19 protein-coding genes and 1 pseudogene are annotated in these 21584 nt (G+C 54.3%); 1 reads left to right on the forward strand and 19 read right to left on the reverse strand.

Going from position 1 to position 21584, the window contains the following annotated elements; translation table 11 throughout:
• Nucleotides 1–15: 15 nt before the first annotated feature.
• The 19 genes and pseudogenes from ABUA09_RS09650 to ABUA09_RS09740 all read right to left on the reverse strand — a co-directional run bounded on the left by ABUA09_RS09650 (nucleotide 16) and on the right by ABUA09_RS09740 (nucleotide 20880).
• Nucleotides 16–612 (reverse strand): PcfB family protein, encoded by a 597-nt coding sequence (locus ABUA09_RS09650; protein WP_195615208.1) that lies wholly within the window; start codon nucleotides 610–612, stop codon nucleotides 16–18.
• Complete coding sequence (locus tag ABUA09_RS09655; protein WP_349949332.1) at nucleotides 596–1924, reverse strand: relaxase/mobilization nuclease domain-containing protein; 1329 nt, start codon at nucleotides 1922–1924, stop codon at nucleotides 596–598. The genes ABUA09_RS09650 and ABUA09_RS09655 overlap by 17 nt, the downstream gene beginning before the upstream one ends.
• Nucleotides 1925–2239, reverse strand: a complete 315-nt coding sequence (locus ABUA09_RS09660; protein ID WP_195615210.1) for a plasmid mobilization protein — start codon at nucleotides 2237–2239, stop codon at nucleotides 1925–1927.
• 131 nt (nucleotides 2240–2370) lie between these two features.
• Nucleotides 2371–3330, reverse strand: coding sequence for a DUF3991 domain-containing protein (locus tag ABUA09_RS09665; RefSeq protein WP_195615211.1), 960 nt, complete (start codon nucleotides 3328–3330; stop codon nucleotides 2371–2373).
• A gap of 71 nt (nucleotides 3331–3401) precedes the next feature.
• A complete protein-coding gene (locus ABUA09_RS09670; protein WP_195615212.1) occupies nucleotides 3402–4859 on the reverse strand; it encodes an ATP-binding protein in 1458 nt (485 codons plus the stop codon).
• Nucleotides 4860–5057: 198 nt separating this feature from the next.
• A complete protein-coding gene (locus tag ABUA09_RS09675; protein WP_195615213.1) occupies nucleotides 5058–5837 on the reverse strand; it encodes a DUF3848 domain-containing protein in 780 nt (259 codons plus the stop codon).
• 12 nt (nucleotides 5838–5849) lie between these two features.
• On the reverse strand, nucleotides 5850–6257 hold the full coding sequence (locus ABUA09_RS09680; RefSeq protein WP_195615214.1) for a hypothetical protein: 408 nt from the start codon (nucleotides 6255–6257) through the stop codon (nucleotides 5850–5852).
• Nucleotides 6258–13082, reverse strand: coding sequence for a helicase-like domain-containing protein (locus ABUA09_RS09685; RefSeq protein ID WP_349949333.1), 6825 nt, complete (start codon nucleotides 13080–13082; stop codon nucleotides 6258–6260).
• A 59-nt stretch (nucleotides 13083–13141) separates the two neighbouring features.
• Nucleotides 13142–13543, reverse strand: a complete 402-nt coding sequence (locus ABUA09_RS09690; RefSeq protein WP_349949334.1) for a TnpV protein — start codon at nucleotides 13541–13543, stop codon at nucleotides 13142–13144.
• A gap of 1075 nt (nucleotides 13544–14618) precedes the next feature.
• Nucleotides 14619–15158, reverse strand: a complete 540-nt coding sequence (locus ABUA09_RS09695) for an LPD28 domain-containing protein (RefSeq protein WP_195615216.1) — start codon at nucleotides 15156–15158, stop codon at nucleotides 14619–14621.
• Nucleotides 15124–15354, reverse strand: a complete 231-nt coding sequence (locus ABUA09_RS09700) for a hypothetical protein (protein ID WP_195615217.1) — start codon at nucleotides 15352–15354, stop codon at nucleotides 15124–15126. Before ABUA09_RS09700 ends, ABUA09_RS09695 begins: the two co-directional genes overlap by 35 nt.
• Entirely contained in the window at nucleotides 15351–15941 is a 591-nt protein-coding gene (locus tag ABUA09_RS09705) for a hypothetical protein (protein WP_195615218.1), read from the reverse strand. The genes ABUA09_RS09700 and ABUA09_RS09705 overlap by 4 nt, the downstream gene beginning before the upstream one ends.
• Before the next feature lie 5 nt (nucleotides 15942–15946).
• Nucleotides 15947–16894: a phosphoadenosine phosphosulfate reductase domain-containing protein gene (locus tag ABUA09_RS09710; RefSeq protein ID WP_338135500.1), complete on the reverse strand. Its 948-nt coding sequence runs from the start codon at nucleotides 16892–16894 to the stop codon at nucleotides 15947–15949.
• Between the two features lie 84 nt (nucleotides 16895–16978).
• A complete protein-coding gene (locus tag ABUA09_RS09715) occupies nucleotides 16979–17923 on the reverse strand; it encodes a ParB/RepB/Spo0J family partition protein (protein ID WP_195615220.1) in 945 nt (314 codons plus the stop codon).
• The gene (locus tag ABUA09_RS09720) at nucleotides 17880–18707 is read right to left on the reverse strand and encodes a ParA family protein (protein WP_279202572.1); all 828 of its coding nucleotides are present in this window, start codon (nucleotides 18705–18707) and stop codon (nucleotides 17880–17882) included. Before ABUA09_RS09720 ends, ABUA09_RS09715 begins: the two co-directional genes overlap by 44 nt.
• A gap of 255 nt (nucleotides 18708–18962) precedes the next feature.
• A pseudogene (locus ABUA09_RS09725) lies at nucleotides 18963–19319 on the reverse strand (replication initiator protein A); the annotation flags it as partial.
• A gap of 92 nt (nucleotides 19320–19411) precedes the next feature.
• A complete protein-coding gene (locus ABUA09_RS09730; protein WP_195615222.1) occupies nucleotides 19412–19600 on the reverse strand; it encodes a hypothetical protein in 189 nt (62 codons plus the stop codon).
• A gap of 308 nt (nucleotides 19601–19908) precedes the next feature.
• Entirely contained in the window at nucleotides 19909–20061 is a 153-nt protein-coding gene (locus ABUA09_RS09735; RefSeq protein ID WP_279202570.1) for a hypothetical protein, read from the reverse strand.
• Between the two features lie 213 nt (nucleotides 20062–20274).
• Entirely contained in the window at nucleotides 20275–20880 is a 606-nt protein-coding gene (locus ABUA09_RS09740; protein ID WP_349949335.1) for a helix-turn-helix domain-containing protein, read from the reverse strand.
• Between the two features lie 46 nt (nucleotides 20881–20926).
• On the opposite strand from ABUA09_RS09740, the gene ABUA09_RS09745 reads away from it, so the two are divergent.
• Nucleotides 20927–21286, forward strand: coding sequence for a DUF6514 family protein (locus ABUA09_RS09745; RefSeq protein WP_195973673.1), 360 nt, complete (start codon nucleotides 20927–20929; stop codon nucleotides 21284–21286).
• Nucleotides 21287–21584 lie beyond the last annotated feature (298 nt).

The following is a 21584-nucleotide window of genomic DNA, read 5'->3' on the forward strand; positions in this document are numbered from 1 at the left end:
AAAAACAATTCCTCCTCATCGTGTTCTGTCTGCAATGGTCTTGCTGATCTCCTTGGCAGGGGCCTCTGCACCGGCTTTCGCCGCCGCCTGAAGCGCCGCCAGCTTCGCCTTGACGGAAGGCCGTTTTTCACTCTCCGTCATAGTCGGCACGGTAGACGCTCTCGCACCAGTCCCGCGCTCCTTTGAGCTGTTCTCGAACGGAACGCGGGACTTTTCTTTTTTTGCGGCCTGTTCCGGAACAGGGGCGGGATAGCCCATGCGCTCAAAAATGCGGTTGATCTGCTTGGCGTCCCGTGCCTTTGCCATGATCTCCACAGTCCCGGTGTGTTCCACCTTGTTGATGATGGGGTAGTACAGTACGCCGTACCGCTTGCTCTCCATGTGGAAACCCTTCAAATCTTCCCGTTTGACGGAGAACACGGCAAGCTCCTCGCCGTCGTGGATCAGCCGTTTCAGATTGGTCTTGCCCGCCAGCTTTTGATTATCGTTGGCAAGGGCGATGAGCAGAGCCGCCAGATTTTTTGCCCCCAGCCCCGCCAACTTGACTGCGCTTTCGGTGATCTGGATGCCCTCGCGGACCATCAGATCGGCAGTCTCACCGCTGGTACTCATGCTGCGGTCCCTCCTTTCTCATTGGTCGTTCTTCCTCCTGTGCCTGCCTGACCTGTTCCGACACCTGCGGTATGTCCGCCTGTATCCTGCGGCATAGGGCCAGATCCCGGCGGTTCTCCCGTAGGGAGGCGGTCTTGCGGTCGATCTCCAAACTGTATTCCATTTTTTGTGCTTCATCGCTGGTCAGTCTCCTTTTTTGATAAAGTGGTCTGCGCTCTTCGGTCAGTGTCCGAATGTCCCATTCCAGAACGACGATGCGCTGCTCCAGTTCTACGGAGATAGTAATGTTCTGCTCCAGCAGATAGCGAAACTGCTGTTGATACCGCTCCAGGCGCACCACCTCCTGCCTGATAGAGAAGGGCAAGGGACGGAGCTTGGTGCGCCGGGATCTCCGCAGCAGATAGAGATAGCGGAGATACAGCGCGTGAAAACCTTTGATCTTCTTCTTTGGCAGGATGGCGATGACCCCTCGCAGCTGGTACCATTTCTGCGGCAAATGATATTGGAGCGGCCTGCCCTGGGTTCGCTGTCGGGCCAGCCGCTCCTTGATCGCCGTCTCCGTGTACCCCTCGCCCAAACTGTCCAGCCGGATGGCCCGCTTGGCTCCCGGTGGCCGGACGGTGGTGAACTTGCGGTTGGGACCGGCTTTCACGGAATAACCCTTGCGCTGCAAGAGCATCAGAAAGGTATCAAAGGTATATGCCTGTGCAATGATGCTGTCGATGTCCTCCCGAATCATCGCGCGGATGGTGGGCTTACCTGTTTGCTCTGCCTGCCACTCAGCGTAGTGCTTTCCCTTGCCCTGGGGCGTGATGACGGACAGGCCGTTTTCCCGGCACAACTCATCCGAGGTGGGGCGCACCTCGAAGAAATAGCTGCCGGGGCTGGAATGATACTTTTTTCCGTCTGTCAGCGAGACGGAATTTACGATTATGTGATTGTGCAGATGGACCTTGTCCAAATGAGTCCCCAGAACCACCTCGTATCGGTCCCCGAACATTCGGCTCACAAATTCCAGCCCGATGGCGTGAGCCTGCTCGGGCGTCACCTCGCCGGGGGCAAAGGACTGAATGAAGTGATAGCCCAGGACACCGCCGGTTTTCCCCCAGCGGCGTTTGGTGGACATCATTTCATGGTAGGCGGTCTCCGGGGAACGACACTGGATGGCGGAGGTGAAAAAGGTCTGTTCCGTCTTTTCCGGGTTTGCGGCGTAGGCCACACCTGCGTCCAGCGCGGTCTTTTGCCGGTCGGCCACATAATTCACCCGCTTGTCCAGCCTGTCACGGATGGCGATGATCTTCATAATAGCCATTCAGCAGTCCTTGACCTTATCCCAGATCTTCGCCAGCAAAGTCTCGATCATGGCAAGTTCCTCCTTGGTGGCATACTTGCGGGTGTTGACCGTGCGGGCGATCTGGTTGATGTTGTTGCCCACCGCCGAGATCTGCCGCAGCAGCTCCGGCAGTTCATTGGGCAGTCTGGCCTTGACCTCCACGCCCTCGATCAGATCCCGCAGAAACTGCGTGGTGGACAGCCCGGAAGCCGCCACCTGCTTTTGAAGATGGCGGTGCTGGGCTTCATCAAGACGGAGCAGAATAGATACCGTATGCTTTCGGATAAGCGACACTTCCTTTCAAGTGAGAATGGGGGTATTAGGGGGCTTGGCCCCTTAACAAGCGCATTTGGATAGCCAAATGCTATGCTTGCCAGGACAGCGCCGACGGCGCTCGTCCTGCTTTTACTTTGCCGAAAAAGAAATCAGCGATTTTCGCCATGCCGGTGTGTTCTCAGCTCCGCAGCTCTCTGCCGCTGCCGAAGAAGGTCGTTATAGTCCTTCGCACCGCGCGGAGGATTGTCTATGACGGTGTACCCCTCCAGCCGGTCTGAAATGGCCCGTGACGCCGCCCGCCCCACTTCATCGCTGTCCAGGCATAGCACCACCGTTTCGATATGCGGGTTGTCCTTCAGGTATTGGTCCAGCGCCAAAGGGAACTTGATCTGGCCATTCTCTCTCGGCTGGTAGATGCCTGCCAGAGACAGGCAGTTGGCCTGTCGCCAGTCCTGACCTTTGGCTTTGATGATGGTGAGGTAGGAGAGTGCGTCGATGGCGCACTCAAACACGCAGAGGGTTCCCCGGCTTCCGGCCTGCCGGGGAACGGCGAAAGAAAACCGCTTGTCACTGCCGGGAATATCACCTTTGAAAGCACTCTGGGAGAGGGTCCCCCGGAGCGCCCCGTATCGGGGCCGTTCCCCCTGAAAACCAATGAACACGCAGTTGTGATGCTCGGCATCCTCATAGAGCTGACCGTGCTTGATACAGTGGTTGATGATCTCCGGATCGATCTCTCGGCTTCTCAGATATGAAAAAACACGCCGGTTATCGGCGTGTCTGGGTGGGAACTGAAAGGAATGCGGCGAACTTTTCTCGGTGGATCTCGGCAGGGGATGGGATGTGCTTATGGGGCCGGTGATACGGGCCACGGCATCCGGCAAGGTGAGTCCCTGGACCTCCACCAGATAATCCAGCGCTGTGCTGCCGCCGATCCCGTGGGACCACCAGCACCACTTTCCGTTGGATATCTTCAGGCTATCATGGGTGCTGGTGGTATAGGTATTGCCGCTGAAATGCACCAGCTCCTCCGGTTCATGAAGCCGCAGATAGGTCAGCAGGTCCATCTCTCGGGCTTGGGCAAGCTGGTCCTTGGACACATAGGGCATGATTTATCACCTCCTCCGGGCATAAAGAAAGGCACGAACATTTCTGTCCGTGCCTCTTCTATCTTCCGATTTCAGGAAGATGAAACTGTATAGTATTTCTGATTGCGGCTTTTGGGTTTTTCTGGGATCGTCATAGCCAGTGTTCCGCACTCCAGCAATGGCTTTACATAGTGCTGCATCGCATAAAATGTTGTTTTGACACCCAAATACTCCGCAATCTCATTCCGGCTGCGAGGCGTTCGACAAAAATCTTCCAAGGTGTCAAGCGTTCTCTCCGCAACAGGTTGGCGGGTGGGTTCCTGGGGCACAGCTCCGTTATAGAAAATAACCACAAATTCGTTACGACGGTTTTCAAATTTCGGCTCCGGGAGACCGTGCTCCCGCAGAGTACGACGCATCGTAGGAATACCGGAATACCGATGCTCGGCGCTGGTCAATGTTTCTGCCATGACAGCCAATGCGGGATTGCGCAGATCTGGCTTTGCGATGCCGAGCTGCTCCACGCTCATGCGGCCATACAGGCTCCCAGGGCTGTGGATCTCCAATCTATCGGAGAAAAAGTCGATTTGAACAGGAGTGCCCTCCGTGTGGATACTATAATCACGGTGGATCAGAGCATTGAGGATGGCCTCTCTGATGGCATCCACCGGATACTCTGTTTTATCTCTTCGCGCGCCGGTATCAGGGTCAATAATTGTCCGGATTTTCATATTGCGCTTGCAGAAACTGAGCGCATCTTCAACCATAACTGGGATTGTGCCTTCGATTCTCTTGTTGTCGATAAAACGTGCTGCGTCAGAGTCTATATCACCGATTTCTGTACCCGGAACAACGACCGCCGTGATAGCAAGCTGAGGGAAATACCCCTGGGGATAAATGCAGAAATTCATGATAGATGCCAATGTCGGTATATTGTTTCTGGTCAGGTTCAGCATTTCTTGCGCCTGTGCCAATGTGAGTTGAGAAAAACCGGGACGCTCTATGCTCTTTTGGCGGACATAGTCCTGAAGCTTGTCTTGATCCAACATATCCAGAGAAGCGCGTTCTATAACACGCTCATCATCGTGGAGGTGCTTGCGAAATGACTCAAAGCTATATAGTTCATAATCTGTCATAGGGAGATCGGCATCCCCTACACGGATAAACGCACCTTTCGTTCTGCCAGCCCCCCGATAATAGCAAGGTCGCTCAGAAATATCCAGAGACGGAATCTCGGCAGCGCAAATACTTTTTCCATCTATCTCCGCAAGGCTAAACACTGCACGGACTGGCGGCTCCATTTGCAAGCACTGCTCGGTCACTTTCTTTTGAAGGTCCTGTGGGTCATAGATACCAACGATTTGAAAATCTGTTCTTTCATCAAGACCGAATAGGAGAATGCCACCATAATCCTGATTGGAAAAGCTGGATAGCGTATCATACAGTCTTTTGGGACAATCAATGTGGGCAGCTTTCACTTCGATTGTTTGCTCTTCTGATTTTTGTTTACAAACTTTCTTTGCTAATTCGATCAACTCTTCGGTCAACATACTAACACCTCCTTTAATTAAACTAATTTTAGCAAAGGCACTTTGAAAAATCAATCATTTTTTGCAAACATCAAACAAAACAATCTAACTTTTTCGGCTATTGCACTTGCTCCTTTGATTTGTGGATGACATTCTTTGAAATATCACAGTCAAAATCAGTACACCACGCATTTTCGGCTTTAGAAAGTGCTGTTTCAGCTATCGGATTTTTTCCGATTGGCGCACTTTGGACTGGGGTTTATGGCCTTTCTCCAGCTCTATTCGCAAAAACCCCTCCATCGCCAGATTGACGATTCCCGGATGGACCGAGTTCCTATATCGGTCAGCAAAGCCCTGATACCGCACCCGCTGGTCATGGAACCGGGCCGTCACCTTCCGCGCCGGGGGATAATATCGGCCATCGCTTGGGCATTGGGCTATGGTGCAGGAGAGAACGAACATACATCGTTCCAGACCATATGCCTTTACCCATTCCTGCAGGAACGCCGAAAAACGCCCTTCGGCATGAGCCAGTCCTACGCGATGCTCAAATGTACGATTACATTCTTCATTTCGCAGATGATTGGCTTTCCACTCATAAAGCTCGTCAGCTTCGTGTGCATCGTCGAAACTCTTATCAAACATTGGTGCAGCAGGATCTGAAAACCGTTCCTCCGCCTTGTGCCGCAGTATATCGGAGGCACAATATTCTATCCCTTCGCGCAGGACCTCCATCTCATTTGTGTCCCGATCACACCAGCTGCTATACAGTTCAGCCATCGTATCGGGCATTTCCAGCAGCGTTTGAAGCTGCCGGATCGTCAAAGTGGTGGAATCTTCGAGCAGACACAGCACATTTTCCCGGTATGCGATCTGATAGGCGTTCTCAATGATCTCACCCACCGGGCGGGTCTGGAGCTGCGCCAAATAGGCTGTATTTTCCGCTTTCATTTTGTCATACAGTTGTGTTTCAAGCTGTTCGCGTAATTCATCCGCCAAATCAAATACCTCCTACCTCGTCAGTCCTGCCCGCAAACGGTGGGCATAGTTGTCGGCGCTGTACCTCGTCATATACGCATTTTCGCTGCGTCTGGGGGCGTTCAGATCCACGCCGTCGATGCGACGGTCCGTGGGACCATCCAACACCTCCTCCACGGGAAACAGCCTGAATTTTCCACCGCAATGCAGTTTCCCGCCAAAAATGCCGCCCAATGTGTGAAAGCACCGATCTCCGCATACCCAGAGCAGCTTTGTTCCTGCTGGCAGTACGCCAAAAGGCTGTTTCAGGATAATGACAGAGCGCGGCTTCGCCCCGGCTACCTCGTAATAACCCTCCTGTTCTGCCTGTTCATAGGCGCGGATCAGCTTGTTGAAATGACGTTGCGGCTCCACATAGAGCCAGCTTTCCTGATAGCCCATTTATCGTTCCCACTCCTTTTCTCTTGATTTTTTTGGCGGTTCCGGTTCAACTTCCGGCTGTTCCTTGTTATCCATGTTCAGCAGGGCGTTCAGTTCCTCCAGCCGTGCCGTTTTGATCCGCAGCTCATTCTCCCGGACAAAGGGCTTGTCCACCTCGGCCTTGGCGGTTTCCAGTTGGGTTTGCAAATCGTCCAGCCGCTCCCGACAGGTCTGTTCCTTCACGGGAAGGGTCTCCAGCAGATTGTCCATGCGCTGGAGGTTGCCAAACACATCCGTGCCCAGCGTCACCATATGGCGGAGCTGACCTATCATAGTCAGGCGGTACTCCTGGGCGAAGCTGTCAAAGGACAGTTCCAGCGTCAGGCCCCGGTAACTGCCCACCAGTGTCGGCTCCGGAGAGAGCATATTCTGGCACAGGGCCAACAGCGCCCCGCCTGCTTCTTTCTTTTCGGCATAGTCCGTCCCCGCCAGGGTCATGGGGGAGAATCCGTCCGTATTGGGGCTGGTATGCTCCTTCACTGTGGCAATATCTGTCCCATATCCCGCCAGTCGTGCCTTCGTTTCCGCAATGTCCCTGGGGAAGGTCTTGGCGATGGCGTCCTCCAGCGCGTATCGCTGACTCAAATGGTTGGCCTTCAGCAGCTTCAGACGGGACACCTCAATGTCCAGGTCCATCTTTTCTTTGATCATGGGGTTGCCGCTGGCCAGTGCCTTGATCTCCGCATAGGAGAGCGCCTGTTCGTCTACATCCTCGGCGGACCGGACCGGACTTTTGCTCGTCATGATCTGGCTGATAAATTTCTGCTTGCTTTCGACCAACTGATAGAGATAGGCGTCAAAGGTGCCCTCGGTGACATAGCTATAAATATCCACCTCTGGATTTTCGTTGCCCTGGCGGATGATGCGCCCCTCCCGCTGCTGAAGGTCCGAAGGCCGCCAGGGGCAGTCCACATGATGGAGCGCGATCAATTTGTGCTGGCAGTTGGTGCCTGCGCCCATGCGGGCCGTACTGCCCAGCAGAACACGCACCTGACCGGCCCGGACCTTGGAAAACAGGTCCTTCTTCTGGGCCTCAGATTTGGCGTTGTGAATAAAAGCAATTTCCTCATCCGGGATACCCATGGACAACAGCTTGTCCCGGATGTCGTTATAGACGCTGAACTCGCCGTTGTCCTTTGGGGTGGACAGGTCGCAGAAGATCATCTGGGTGGAGCGCTGACCTGCGGTGCGCTGCCAGATCTCGAATACATTCTCGGCGCACTTGGCAGACTTGCTGTTCGGGTCATCCGGCAGCATGGGGTTGACCAGCCGCTGGTCCAAAGCCAGCTTGCGGCCATCATTGGTGATGAGCAGCATATTGTCCACGCTGCTGTCCACCTCCCGGTTCCGGACCCTTTCCGCCCGCTTTGCCAGGGAAGCCACCATGTCCTTTTGGTAGTCAGAGGGCTTCAGAGCCACATTATGGTAGTGGGCAGTTGGCACCGGCAGGTTCAGCATATCCGCCGTCTGGATGTCCGCCACATTTTTGAATACACTCATCAGTTCGGGCAAGTTGTAGAATTTTGCGAACCGGGTCTTGGCCTGGTAGCCGGTGCCTTCCGGGGACAGCTCAATGGCGGTGACAGTCTCGCCATAGTTGGCCGCCCAGGCGTCAAAATGCTGTAAGCCCTGTTCCTGCAAGGCGTTCATCTGGAGATACCGCTGGATGGTGTAAAGCTCCACCATGCTGTTGGAAATCGGAGTTCCGGTGGCAAAAACAATGCCGCGACCTCCTGTGATCTCGTCGAGGTAGCGGCACTTCATAAACAGGTCTGAACTTTTTTGGGCTTCTGTCTGGGCGATGCCCCCCACATTACGCATTTTGGTGTAGAGGAACAGGTTCTTGTAATAATGGCTCTCATCGATGAACAGCCGATCCACGCCCAGTTCCTCAAAAGTCACCACATCGTCCTTTCGGCTCTGGTCGTTCAACTTTTCGATTTTGGCCTCAATGCCTTTGCGGGTTTTCTCCATCTGTTTGATGGTAAAGTTCTCCGCTTTTTCCCGCTTGGCTTCACTGATGCCCATGAGAATTTCGTCCCGCTGCTGTTCCAGAATGGCTTTCTGCCGCTCTACACTCATGGGGATCTTCTCGAATTGGGAGTGGCCGATGATAACTGCATCATAGTCCCCGGTCGCGATACGGCCGCAGAACTTTTTGCGGTTCTTGGTTTCAAAATCTTTCTTGGTGGCAACCAGAATATTGGCCGCCGGGTAAAGCTGCAAGAATTCTGTGGCCCACTGTTCCGTCAAGTGGTTGGGCACCACAAAAAGGCTCTTTTGACAAAGCCCCAGACGTTTCGATTCCATGGACGCCGCCACCATTTCAAAGGTCTTGCCCGCCCCTACCACATGGGCCAGCAGAGTGTTGCCGCCGTAGAGAATATGGGCGATGGCGTTGACCTGATGGCGGCGCAGGGTGATCTCCGGGTTCATACCGTCAAAGGAGATGTGGCTGCCGTCATATTCCCGTGGCCGGTTGGAATTGAACAGAATATTATAGGCTTTGCAGACCCTCTCCCGGCGGTCCGGGTCTTTCCAGAGCCATTCGGAAAAGGCCTCCTTCAAAAGTTCCTGCTTGCTCTGGGCGATGGCCGTCTCCTTCTTGTTCAAAACCGCTTGCTTTTTCCCATCAGCATCATACACATAGTCGGAGATACGGACATCTTTCAGATTCAGGCTGTCCTCGATGATCTCATAGGCGTTGATGCGCTTGGTGCCATAGGTGTTGATGGCCTTGACATTGCCCCTGTCCTTGCTTTTGCCCTCAATACGCCACTCGCCGGTGATCTGGGAATAGTGGACCTGAATACCCCACTGGGCGCTGCGGGGTGTTCCCAGCGTCTCAAAGATAAATTGGCGGTAGTAGTCTGGCTTCAGCCATGTAGCGCCCAACCGGACGGAGATCTCACTTGCTGTCAGGTCCGTGGGCTGCACCTGGGTCAGAGCATCCACATTGGCCTGATACTTCGGATCGCTGGCTGCAAACGCCTGCACATACGCCAGTTTCTTCCGCACATTACCGGAGAGATATTCGTCTGCCGGAATGTACTTGTCGTTGACGCCCTGCTCATAGTCCGGGTTCAGGAATACCACGCCGGACAGGTCGGCAAAAAGCTGTTCCTCGCTCTTGCCGGTAAGCTGTTCCATGTACTCCATGTCTACCCGTGCCTTTTCGCCTATGGACAGAGCCAGACCCTCTACCGCAGTGTCCACGTGCTCAGCGGGCTTATGGCTGCGGATGGTGCGCTTGGTGAACAGATCAGCCTTGCGCGCCAGTTCGCCATTTTCGTTCAGAACCTCCAGCGAACACAGCAGGAAGTAAGAGCTGTCCTCTGAGAATGCGATGGCATTGCCGCGCGAGTTGATAAGCCCATATTCTCTGGTAAACCGATCATAGAGGGTGTTCAGCTTGGCTTGCTGTGCTTTGATCTCTTCATCGGGGTAGTCCTCGGTCTGATACTCCAGCAGGGTCCGCACACAGTCCCGCAAGGCAATCATCCCCCGGATGCGGCTCTCGGCGGTCTTGCTTACTTCTACCGGGTCCATCCGGCTGTTCTCCCTATAATAGAGCTTGCCATCCACTAAGGTATAGGAGAAATTTCGGACGGTGGGGTCAGCTTCAATGGAGCGATCCTCGCCGCCCAGTTCCTCTGTGCGCTCATAGTCGGTGATCTCTGCATGCATGTTCTGAATGGCATTGGAAAGCAGGGTGTTCAGATCCTGCTCCGGCAAGGGGGCGCAGGTCGGCTCCGGCCCATAGGGACCGGACACCATCTTCATCTCGCCCAACACCATGTCCGGGTGGTCGATGAAGTAGCTGTTCATCTGGATGCCGTTTTCATCGGTGGCCAGATGGACCCATTCCGGTTCAATATCCACCATTCTGTCCCGCTTCTGGAGAAACAGAATGTCCGACACCACCTCAGTACCGGCAGCGGCCTGAAAGGTGTTGTTGGGAAGCCGAATGGCCCCCAGCAGGTCGGCCCGCTGTGCGATGTATTTCCGGGTGCTGCCGGTGCGCTTATCCATGGTGAAGCTGGAGGTGACAAAAGCGATGACGCCGCCGGGACGCACTTTGTCCAGCGTTTTGGCGATAAAATACTCATGGATGGGCAAATTCAGCCGGTCATACCGCTTGTCCAATACCTTAAACTGGCCGAAGGGGACATTGCCGATGGCCACATCAAAGAAATTGTCTGGGAAGTCCATCTTCTCAAAGCCCCGGACACTGATGCTGGACTGCTGGTAGAGGTTCCGGGCTATGATGCCGGACACATCATCCAGTTCTACGCCGTACAGCTTGCTGCCCGCCATGCTGTCCGGGAGCATACCGAGGAAATTGCCGGTGCCGCAGGCTGGCTCCAGGATATTGCCCTGTGAAAAGTCCATGCGCTCCAATGCGGCATAAATAGAGCGGATCACAACGGGTGGTGTGTAGAAAGCTGTCAGGGTGGATTCTCTCGCGGAGATATATTCCGTGTCTGAGAGCAGGGCTTTCAACTCAGCGTACCGACTATGTTTTGGATCAAAGCAGTCTGCCAGACCGCCCCAGCCCACATACCGGGCCAAAACCTGCTGTTCCTCTGCTGTGGCAGGGCGGTTCTCTGCCGCCAGTTCATGCAGCAGGTGGATGGCGGCTACGTTGTTGGCATACCGTTCGCTGGGGGTGCCAACACCCAGCAGGTCATCTGTGATGCGGTAGTTGATGCCGCTTGCATAGAGCGGAGCGGCAGCATCCAGCCGCTCTTTCTTTCTCGGACCGGTCAGTGATGATGGCGGCTTTACCGTTTCTTCTCGCTCGGGTTCCGTAGGGCCATCCTCTTGCCGTTCCGGTACTGCCGTTGGACGATGGGATAGCAAAGCTGTTTCGGCTTCCTCAAAAAAGGTGAAACCTCCGGCGGTAGATGCGGCAAAGTCAGTCTGTGGGTCATAGCCATAGAGATCATAATACTGGCCGTTTGGATACTGTGTGATGGCGATGCGCTCATCATCCGTTTGGTAGGTGGCTATAATGTCTGCCGGTTTGGGAGTGTGCTCCTGTTCAGTTTTGACTGGTTGCTGAAATTGTCCATCATGCCGGTGGTTGAACAGGCTGAAACTGCCCGCGGCATATTGGGAAAGCTGCTCATGAGCCTTTTTTCTGGAGTCGTAGCGGCGGTCCCCCTCATCTGTGCCGTCCAGCAGAGCGGTCAGTGCCGTCAACATCTCCCGAATCCTTTCAGGATCAGTCAACTGCTCCCGGATCAAAGGAATGGCCTCGTAGAAGTCCGCAGCAGCAGGGTAAGGGCGCGGGATCTCCGCTGGCACGTCATAAAAGCCATGGTAAACGATGCGAGCCAGCCGCTCCGCTTCATACTCCGGGATCTTGTCGATGGCGTACTCTCCGGGGAATCGTTTTTGGGCAATCAAACGCTCATAGGTCTTGACCACATTGGGGATGGTGAGCCGGACAGTATCGTAGTCCTTTCTGCCATATTGCCTGCGGATCTCCAGCCCCTTGTGGGTTTTTGTATAGTCATATCCATCCCATGAACTGCCGCTGCACTCCCCAAAGCTGGCCTTGATAAACTTCTGGTGTTCCTCCGAGGAATGGGTATAGCAGAAGTGGGAATAGACACTCAGCCGATTCTCTACACTCCCACCGAGAAAATACTGGTCGATCTCGTCCTGGGTGATGAACATTTTACACTGGCGCAGAAAATCGGGCTGAGCTGTGAAGCTGCGCTGGGGCAGATCCAGTCCGTCCAGCACGATGCCGATCCGGTGCGTGTTGTACTGGGACGGTCGGAAATGCATGATGCTGTGATCCTGCTCGTATGCGTTCAAAAAAGCGTGGTACTCTGCCGCCAGAGCGGTCAGTCCACCCTCGCTTTTCGCAAAGGTGGCCATATCTTCATCCAGCTCCGGATACCCCTTGGGCTGGTCATGGATGGCGCGTGTCTGGGAGAACAGACCCAAGTCCCGCCCCTCCTCGCTCAGATCGCGGGCCGTCATCAGCAGCGCATCTGCCATTTCCATCAACACATTGTCCGATGCCTGTTCCAGCTCCGATGCAGACAGGAACGTCCCAGTCTCCAGCAGCTCCAAAATGCGCGCCGATACCTGTTCCCATATGATCGTGGTGCGGTCATAGCCCGTTCGGACACTGGTGCCGCAGGCCAGCTGGATACCATCCTCCTGGAACCAAACGGCATACTTGCGGCCATCGTGTTCGATGCCCCGGCCGTTATTTACACTAAATTCCCGGCGCAGAAAATCCACGTTTTCTTTTTCGGGATGCTCCCGCATATAGAAGGCCGCCACGCGGTAGGCACTGCCATAGCTGTTACCCGCTGTATAGAGGGCTTTGTCAATGACCATCTGGGGCACCTGCCGGGGCGGGAATAAGGTGGGCTGTGCATCCTCCGTTTCATAGAGCGTAACCTGCCCAGCCACACCGAAAAAGGAAAGCTGCTCAGTCATTACGGGGGCATTTTGCAGTCCCAGCTTGATTTTGTATTCGCCACGCTCGATGAGGCTTTCCGTCATTTCGGTAACGACACCCCAGGAAAAAACGGATTCCGAAGTGCGGGAGAGGTAACTGCCCTCCCACATTAAAAGTCCGTCCTCCTGCTTGTGATAGCCCACCCGCACATCATCCGCCAGAACCTCCGTCCAGACATCCTGATAGGCCTTTTTGATGAAGTCCGTGCGCTTGGAAAAATCCTTTTCCGTCTGGAAGTAATTGAAAATATCCTGCCGCTTGGCAGTTCGGCTTTTATCATCCAAAAGGATGGCTTCCATCAGATGGATATCCAAAAACGCCGGAAGCACATCACTTCCGGCGTTTTCTTCATCATCATTCAGCTGTAAATCAGGTCGTTCAAGATCAGTTCCTCCGCGCTGTGCCGGAGGTTGTTCATCAGCCCCGTCCACCGCACCGGGTCGGTGGCTTTCAGTTCCTCCGTCACGCCCTCGGTCTGGGCCATCTGCTGGACGGTCTGCTCCACCATCCTTCTGGCGCTCTCCTCGATCTCCGCCAGATGCTCCGCCAGCTTGCCGCTGGTCTTCAGATTGATGTAGAGCACCCTGCGGTGCTTTATCAAATACTGCCGCCGCAGCTCTGCGTACTTGCCCAGATGTACCTCCGTCTCCTGGGGCAGTAGCAGGTTCGGGATCTGAAAGCCCTCCTGCATCCTGTAAGTGATCTCCATGCTGGACACTCCTTTCCTCATCAGTATTTTTTGCTTCCTTGTCTGTATCATATTGGATTTGACTCTGATTTGCAAAAAACTGCTCCCGTTGCGCCTGCATCACCGTGCGGCTGATCTCCCGCAGGCCCATCTCCGCAATATCGCTGGTGGCGATGCCCAGTGCGTTGATGGTGGCAGGGGTGTTGAAATCATAGACAGTGCTGAAATCTTCCGGGAAAAGATAGCGGTCTGCCGGGATGGATAGCCGCGTCATCAGCATATAGGCGATACTGGCCTCCAGTGCCTTGCGGTAAGAGACCTCTACATTGAGATCATCCAGTTCCTCCAACAGACTGTCCTCACAGCAGTCCCGGAGATCCCGCAGATAGTCCGGCAAATTGTCTGCCACCGCATTGTGGCTGGCCGAGCGTACCGCCTCCGCCAGTGTTTCTTTCTCGGCAAGGTCACCGAAGGTGTTTTCCAACGTCTCAATGACTGCCGGTTCAAAGTCCACATTCATTTTCCAAATGGGCAGCGGGCGAGCGCGTCTGGTCTCATGCGTGTCCGACACATCGAAATAGAGTTTAAGCAAACTTTTCCCATCATCCCCAAACACAGCGATGCTTTTAGCTCCGCGGTTGACCCAGCGGCCAAACTGCCGGTTCCAGCGGTTCATTTCCAGAACCGCTGTCGCGTCCGGGCGCTGGGCGTAGATCAGGATCTGCTCATCAAAAGGACATTTGTAGTTGTAACAAGCTGCACGGAGAAAGCCGGTCCACCGTTCATAGCTGCCGGTGACACGCAGCAGCGTCTCCTGATACAGCTCGGTGATGAATTGATATTTGTTGGCCAAATGGATACCTCCTTATCAGCGTTTCGGCCGATGGCGCTTTTTTGTCGTGACGCGGGAATTCTTTTTCGGCACGGTGCGTGATCGTTCACGCTCCTCCTTGTCATAGCAGTAGATGTAAAAATTATAGTCTCCTCTCTGCGGAAAGCAGCGGAGCATATACTGGAACCGATTTGTTTCAATATGAAATCCGTGGGATGGTAGAATTGCGCCGGAAATTTCGGACTGGGAACCATACAATGCGCAGAAGCCTTTCAGGGCGGATAAATCCTTCAGTGGGGAGCAGCCCTGCCGCAGTCAATCCACTACTCGCTGAAGATCCTCCTTAAACGCAGCCCCGTTCAGCCGATCTCCCTGATGAGGCCACCACGTTGTATAAAACTGCCGCCCACTGCCAAAGTCCCCACGTAGATGGCCGATGCAGCCATTTTGATTGTCTGCCGCCTCATCCTGTGAGAAAAACAGTCCGGTATCCCGCCGCTCGAACACTTTCAGAGATGCAATATCCCGTTCGGCAGGAGGGTGGCTTCTGAAAAAATCCTCAATACCGATACGGTGCTTATCTGAAAAGAAAAAGTCCTCATATTCCAGACTCAACCTACCGTCGGGGTCCAACTGGAACGGTGTGCTTGTCAGGATACTGCCATAGAAGTTGACCATGATCCCAGAAGCCAGTTGACAGGGGATGCCCCAATCCTCATCTGTGTGGCGCAATTCATAGCAATGCAGTCCCTCTGGCACGGTATCTTTATGGATGCGCCAGTCCGTAAACAGGGCTGGCGTGTCCAGTATACTTACTTCTTCATAAACAAGGCTCGTCGCATCTTTTCTCTCCACGCTTCCGTCTCCTTTCCTCCTCCAATAGCTTTATCGCGTGTTCCCGTGCTTTGTATGCCTGTTCCACGGTTTCTGCCGCAATTTGGGGGTTATCCTGATTACGGATAGCGATGTTGGCAAGATCAATGATAAATTGCAGGTATTCAATACGCCCCTGGGGCGAGATGGAGAGATATTCAAAAAACAGTTCGTTCATCTGACTCCACCCCGTTTCTCCAACTCCAACCGTCGTGTGATATTTTTGACCTTATCCCTGATCCAGGGCGGGATATGCTCCGGGCGCACAACGCCTAGGATGTCGCTGCGCTCCCAGCGGCCACAGGTGCGCCCGGTGTAAATATTGATGCCGAACACGGCTCGTCCCTGTGCCTCGGCTCGTGCGCCGTTCCCGCTGGTGACATAGATGAGCTGCCGGTCACAGCGCCGGTATTCATGCCGGAGGGAGCCGGGCTTGACTGCTACAACTTTATCCAGGAAGTCCCCCTGCTCATCTAAGGGGTAACACTGTTCGGCTGTCAGCGGGGTCAATGGCACTTTGACCGTCTTGCGCTCGGCAATGACCGCTTGGACCTGATGTTGCAGCCGCTCAGCATAGACGGTCATAATATCCAGATAGTCCTCGCTGACAACGACATCTGTGCAGTTACCTAAAATTTCATTTTCCACATAGAAACCGCACATATACTGGTTGTCGCTATAAACGCCAACAACAAGCTCCCGTGCGCCGATATGGGTGGACTGGATCACCTCGTATTCACCGATCATGCGTTCTTCATCAAACATTTTCGTTACCTCTCAGGCTCATTTTTTCGTTTTTTCTTCTGGGTCCTCTGCTGCTTGTCCCCTTCCTGAATCCGCTCTTCCAAACTCTTGGGCGGCTCATCGCCAAAGGAGATCAGGATATTGCGGGGCGGTACACCACGGAGCATATCCTCTGCCTGCTCAATAGCTTTGGGGTCGTTTTTCTTCTGATTCATGCTGTCCTCCTTGCCGGAATGATCAAAAACAGAGACTTGGGCGTCCTCTGCCGCAAATCTCTGCTCCAATCCCCCCACTGTCCAGTTTGCCTTGAATTGTCCCAAAGGATTATGCCCAAATTGGGCCAGCGCCCGTTCATCCATTTCCCGCAGCTTTCGCCATAGCTCTGGATGGTGGTGCCGCAACTTCCGCAGTTCGTCGATTCGCTGGAGGGGACAGCACCAGCAGGAACAGCGGTGATAGATCTCATAGAGACCGCCCCAGTTATATCCCCGGTCGTAACAGATCTGGAGCGCCTCTTTTTCGGTGATGCCCCAGTCTACAAGCGGGTATCTGTCATGCTTGATACGCTTCGGCTCGTCTGCGGCGATGCCAACATAGTGGAGCGCGTGATATTTGCCCTTTAACCGATTGACCTCCTTGGTAATGAGATGGGTCTTGAGCTGTCCCGTACACCAGCGTACTTTGACACCGGGCCAGCCATTGCCATAAAGAGAAACACCCAGCCGTTTCCTGTTCTCAATGGAGGACTGCTTTTGTTTCGGCTCATCAAACATCAGCCATTCAAAGCCTTTGGGATGCCGAAGCGTAGTCAGGTGGATACCGCGTTCTTGGAACAGATAGCCGTCCATTTTGTCCAGATGCTCGTACATTTCCGGAAATTCCATGCCGGTGTCTGCGGTGAGTACAGCATCAATAGGCATATCCTTCTCGATCATCAAAAGGAGCATGGCTGTGCTGTCCTTGCCTCCGGACAGGGAAACCGCATGGTATTCTTGATTGTTGAATGCCTAACACCTCCATTCTGGGCATAAAAATACCGCCCGTGTGTACGGACGGTGCTAACGCGCTGCTTCCTGTCTGCGGCGCTCGGTGCGCTCCAGCAGGTCCAGAGCCTTATTGATACGGTCTTTGATCTGCTGGGGCGTCATGTGGTTGGGAAACCGCTTCTGTACCCATTTGCCATCCAGCGTGATCTTATGCTCCAGAGGCTTTTCCTCCCACATGATGAGGTCGATGATGTTGTCCTCCAGCTTGCCCTCGGCGCTCAACTCCTTCAAGCGCCTGGCTTGTCCAACAGAGGGCGAGACCTCATCACGCTCCATGACCAGCAGCAGGTAGGTTTGTTCTTTTTCGGTCAGGTGGGAGATGAAGTCGGCTGCCGGGACAAATTTTAGACTACCGTTGTCCACCTGTTCCAACAGCGCGGGGATGAGCTTTGTCAGCCGCACATATCGCTGAATAGCGGTAACATTTTCATTGACCTGTTCGGACAGTAGTTTTACAGATGTTGTTCCTTGCAACTTCTCTCCATTTTGGAGAGAAGTCAAATCTGTCCGTTGTCCCTGTCGCCTCATGGCATCCAGCTTCAGCTTATACGCTTTGGCCTTTTCGCTGGGCAGCAGGTCCTCGCGGTTGATGTTCAGGTCCACCACCAGGATGTCTGCTTCCTCATCCGTGTACGGACGAACAATGACAGGTCGGGTATCCATCCCCACCGCCCCAGCACAGTAATTGCGCCGGTGGCCTGCGACGATCTCATACCCACCCGCTTCCCGTGGGCGAACGATCAGTGGGTCCATAATGCCGAACTTCTCGATGCTGTCCATCAGCCGAACGAGGTCTGCCGTGGGCCGTTCTATGGCGTAGGGCTGTCTGGCATAGGGAAAGACCTGCTCTGCCGGGACAATCAACACCTGCTCCAACTGGTCAGCCTGCCGCTCCTCCTCGGACTTGAACAGGTCATCGAACTTGGTCAGTTCGATGTTTTTTAGGCTGCTTGCCAATCTTCATCACCTCCCGTGTCAGATTTTCATAGGCCAGCGCCGCCTTGCCGCTGCGGTCATGCTCATAAATGCTCTTATTTTCCACACTGACCTCTGCTGCCCGGATAGAACGGGGGATCTCACTGGAAAATACCCGTCCGTCATAGGTGCGGCGAAGCAGAGCACCAATGTCTCTGGAGAGTGTGGTGCGGCTGTCCACCATCGTCAACAGGATGCCGTCGATCTCAAGAGCTGGATTGAGCTGGCGCTTGACACGAGCCACGGTTTTCAGCAGTTGCTCCAGCCCTTTGGCCGGGAGATAGTGGGCTTGAACAGGAATGATCACGCTGTCTGCGGCGGTCAGGGCGTTAATGGTCAGCATCCCCAGAGAGGGCATACAGTCGATGATGGCGTAATCGTAGCGGTCAGCCACAGTGGAAAGATATTGCCGCAGCACCGTCTCCCTGCTCATGGTGTTGACCAGTGTCACCTCCATGGCGGACAGCTCGATGTTGGCAGGCAGCAGATGTACGCCCTCCCGATGCTCCAGAATGCCCTCGTCGGGAGCGATGGGTTGATCCATGATGATCTTCCCCATCAGGTCGCCCAGCGTGGGAGATAGCTCATCAGGCTGGGGCCAGCCCAGCATCTGTGTCAGATTGCCTTGGGCATCGGCGTCGATCAGCAGGACTTTTTTACCTTGCCGAGAAAGACCAATACCCAGGCTGGCGGCTGTGGTAGTTTTCCCCACGCCGCCCTTTTGATTTGCAAGTGCGATCGTTTTCAACAGGACACCTCCGTTCATCAAAAAAGGGGCCTCTCGGCCCCCTGTCTATGCGAGTCAGTTATTCTTTTTCGGTCAGTATTCTTTCTCACTCAATCAGTTTAACTCTATCAGTCTTATTAGATTTCGATTTTCGGATGTCTGGTCTTTCGATAAACGAAACTCTTGATTTTCGATTTCCGAAAGTCTGAACTGGGCAGACTTCTCCCGTCATCCTCTGATTTTCGATAATCGAAAGTCTGGAACTTCGATTTTTCAAGCCTGTTCTTTTCCGGCAAAGTTTTTGACATAGATGATAGACGGCTTACCCTGTCCCTGCCGGACGCGCTCGATCAGGCCAACACCCTTTTTGCTGTCCAGCTCAGCCAGCAGGCGGGTGGCTTTCTCGCTCTTGCAGTAGAGCAGTTCCATCACCTCATCCACAGTGAAGAAGATATAGACGCGGCCCTGAGCGTCCAGCCATCCATTCCGTAGAGACAGACTCATGCGGTCCAGCATCAGCCCATACAGTAGCTTGGCATCGGCGGATACGCCCCGGAAGCGTTCATCCGTCACCAGCAGCTTGGGAATGCGGTAAAAGGAAAACTGGTCGGCCTCATAGCCGTAGTAGTAAGGGAAAACGCAGGATAACATAGACAAACACTCCTTAACAGGTCACTATATGATAAAAAGGACAGTGATCTGCACTTTGCAATACAGATGCCTGTCCTTCATATTTCCATGTATTAAATTGTTTGGAACGCAGTAGTGGGCAAGAATTCATTTTCCTGCGCAGAAGATCTCTTGTTTCGGGCGGGATTAAACCTGTCCAAAAGCTCGTTGATCTGTTCAGCCGTCGCAATGACTATCTTCAAATCGTAGGTCGCATAATCAAACCTGAACTCTACCTGCATGTTCCATTGCTGATTACCCATCCAAAAAACTCCTTCATATCAAGGTGTCGGATAGGTGCGTAAGGCTCATACATGGGCTAAAATTCCAACGGCCAGTCTCCTCATATCCGCTCTCCATATCCTCAAGTCGTCTTCCTTATGATATCATTCCCCGGTCCGTGAATCAACCGGGTTATCCACGGCGCAAAAAATGGACCGGCGCCGCAAATGCGGCGCCGGTCCATTTTTCAAAACCCTTCCTGGGGGCTCTTTTTCCGGGAAACGAGCTCAGACGCAGGACCTATTTGGAGACCGGCGATATGCCCGGCAAGGCCGTATTCAAACGAGCCCTAGGCGTATTTGGCCATCTCCACCCACAGGCCGCCGCCCCGGGCGGACGCGCCGTTATTGGACAGCGGAGCCAGCGGATACCGCCCGCTCTGCGTCTTGTTTGCGCCGCTATGGGCCTTCGCCGCGTTTCTCTTTTCCACCTTCAGGGACATATCTGACACCTCTTCTTAGGGAGCTGCTCTCCCCTGATTTCACTTCTATGATACACCATGGCGTCAAATCAAATTTCCCCTGTTTTTTGTGCATATTTCCCCTTCTCGCACCCTCCCGCCCGATTCTTACCGGTACAGGCCACCTTTTCTCACCATTTCGGCCCCACACGTCCGCACAATTCTATTCCAATTTTAATATTGATCCTACCAATTTTAAAGTGGACCTCTCCTCTCCAGCTCATCCAGCAGGGAGAGCAGGCGGTCCAGCTTTTCCTTGTCCAGGTCATAGATCCGGTCGATGGTCTCCTTGTAGGAGATCCTGCTTCCCTTTTTTTGCAGCAACCTCAGCCACTGTACATATTCCCGCTCCAGACACTCGTCCACCGCCTGCCTTCCGCTGCTGCCGAGTACCCGGTACTTCTGCATGTGATTCATCTCGTTCTCCCGGATGGTGCGCTTGTTCTGCCGGGCGGAGAACTCGTCCAGCGGAACGTCCAGCCCTTCCGCGATGGACAGCATCACGTCCCAGGTGGGATTGGTGGTCTGACCGCTCACCAGCCGCACGATCGTGGAGAGGGGGGTACAGGTGAGCTCGGCCAGTTCCGAGTTGGTCAAACCTCGTTCCATCTTCAACTGTCTCAACCTCAGCGCGATCAATCCCGTCCGCTCCCATCCACAATATATTCCACCATCCGTAGGTTTATTACACCATCTTTGGGTATTGAACAATTTCCGCCCAGCGGATACAATGAATATGTTGTTTTTACTGCGTCTGGATTTGTAAGAATTTTTTTCCATAGCGCGAATACAGTATAACATTGTTTTCTGGATTTGTAAAAGGAAATATGGAAGGGAGCGAGCTTTTTTGCTTCAGAGGAAACGTCCGTATCATCAGCGGCACCCGGCGCTGACGCAGTCCAACGAGCGTCGGGATCTCCGCCGCTTCAAGCTCAAGGCACTGACGGAGGAGGTACGTCCCTTTCCGGATCAGTACGCCTATCAGGTGGTCTGTACCGAGCTCCACTCCCCGGAACTGGGGCGCTACGTAGCCTACGGTCTGCTCTGCTACCAGTATCTCCGCGGCGTGTGGAAGCCCGTCTCCGCCCTCTGTGACCTCTCCCTCCACAGCGAGGAGGTCCTGGCGCTGGCCGCCCGCTTCAACGCAGCCCAGCTCTCTCCCCTCCACTTTCGGGAGGCCGTGGAGGACTGGCTGGCCGACCTCTGATCCGCGGGAGCCCCGCCGGAACGGGTGGGGCCCGCCCCGCGCCGTTCCACTGCCTTTTCCGCATACAGCAGACAGAGACCGCCGCAGCCCAGCTGCGGCGGTCTCTGTTCGATTTCCCGGCCAGTGACGGCATTCCCCCGGGATCCGCTATACCGGGGCAGCCACACTTTGGAAGGCGAGGGAATCCTGTGGAATCCATTCAAGGCTCTCGCAGTCCGTTCAGGGAGCGGGAATCCCCTATTTGTGCGGTGGCAGCAAGGGCCGGGCAGCAAGCGGAGAGGCGCGGGGGCGCGGGGCC

The organism is Intestinimonas sp. RTP31139st1_F5_RTP31139_211217, assembly GCF_040226735.1.
Classification (GTDB): Bacteria; Bacillota; Clostridia; order Oscillospirales; family Oscillospiraceae; genus Intestinimonas; species Intestinimonas butyriciproducens.

Excerpts from the sequence above, each read along its gene's own strand:
- ABUA09_RS09720 (WP_279202572.1), bottom strand. The coding sequence starts at position 18,707 with ATGAACGGAGGTGTCCTGTTGAAAACGATCGCACTTGCAAATCAAAAG.
- ABUA09_RS09700 (WP_195615217.1), bottom strand. The coding sequence starts at position 15,354 with ATGAACGAACTGTTTTTTGAATATCTCTCCATCTCGCCCCAGGGGCGT.
- ABUA09_RS09705 (WP_195615218.1), bottom strand. The coding sequence starts at position 15,941 with ATGTTTGATGAAGAACGCATGATCGGTGAATACGAGGTGATCCAGTCC.
- ABUA09_RS09680 (WP_195615214.1), bottom strand. The coding sequence starts at position 6,257 with ATGGGCTATCAGGAAAGCTGGCTCTATGTGGAGCCGCAACGTCATTTC.
- ABUA09_RS09670 (WP_195615212.1), bottom strand. The coding sequence starts at position 4,859 with ATGTTGACCGAAGAGTTGATCGAATTAGCAAAGAAAGTTTGTAAACAA.
- ABUA09_RS09735 (WP_279202570.1), bottom strand. The coding sequence starts at position 20,061 with ATGTCCCTGAAGGTGGAAAAGAGAAACGCGGCGAAGGCCCATAGCGGC.
- ABUA09_RS09650 (WP_195615208.1), bottom strand. The coding sequence starts at position 612 with ATGAGTACCAGCGGTGAGACTGCCGATCTGATGGTCCGCGAGGGCATC.
- ABUA09_RS09740 (WP_349949335.1), bottom strand. The coding sequence starts at position 20,880 with ATGTTATACTGTATTCGCGCTATGGAAAAAAATTCTTACAAATCCAGA.
- ABUA09_RS09685 (WP_349949333.1), bottom strand. The coding sequence starts at position 13,082 with ATGGAAGCCATCCTTTTGGATGATAAAAGCCGAACTGCCAAGCGGCAG.
- ABUA09_RS09730 (WP_195615222.1), bottom strand. The coding sequence starts at position 19,600 with ATGGGTAATCAGCAATGGAACATGCAGGTAGAGTTCAGGTTTGATTAT.
- ABUA09_RS09655 (WP_349949332.1), bottom strand. The coding sequence starts at position 1,924 with ATGGCTATTATGAAGATCATCGCCATCCGTGACAGGCTGGACAAGCGG.
- ABUA09_RS09665 (WP_195615211.1), bottom strand. The coding sequence starts at position 3,330 with ATGCCCTATGTGTCCAAGGACCAGCTTGCCCAAGCCCGAGAGATGGAC.
- ABUA09_RS09690 (WP_349949334.1), bottom strand. The coding sequence starts at position 13,543 with ATGATACAGACAAGGAAGCAAAAAATACTGATGAGGAAAGGAGTGTCC.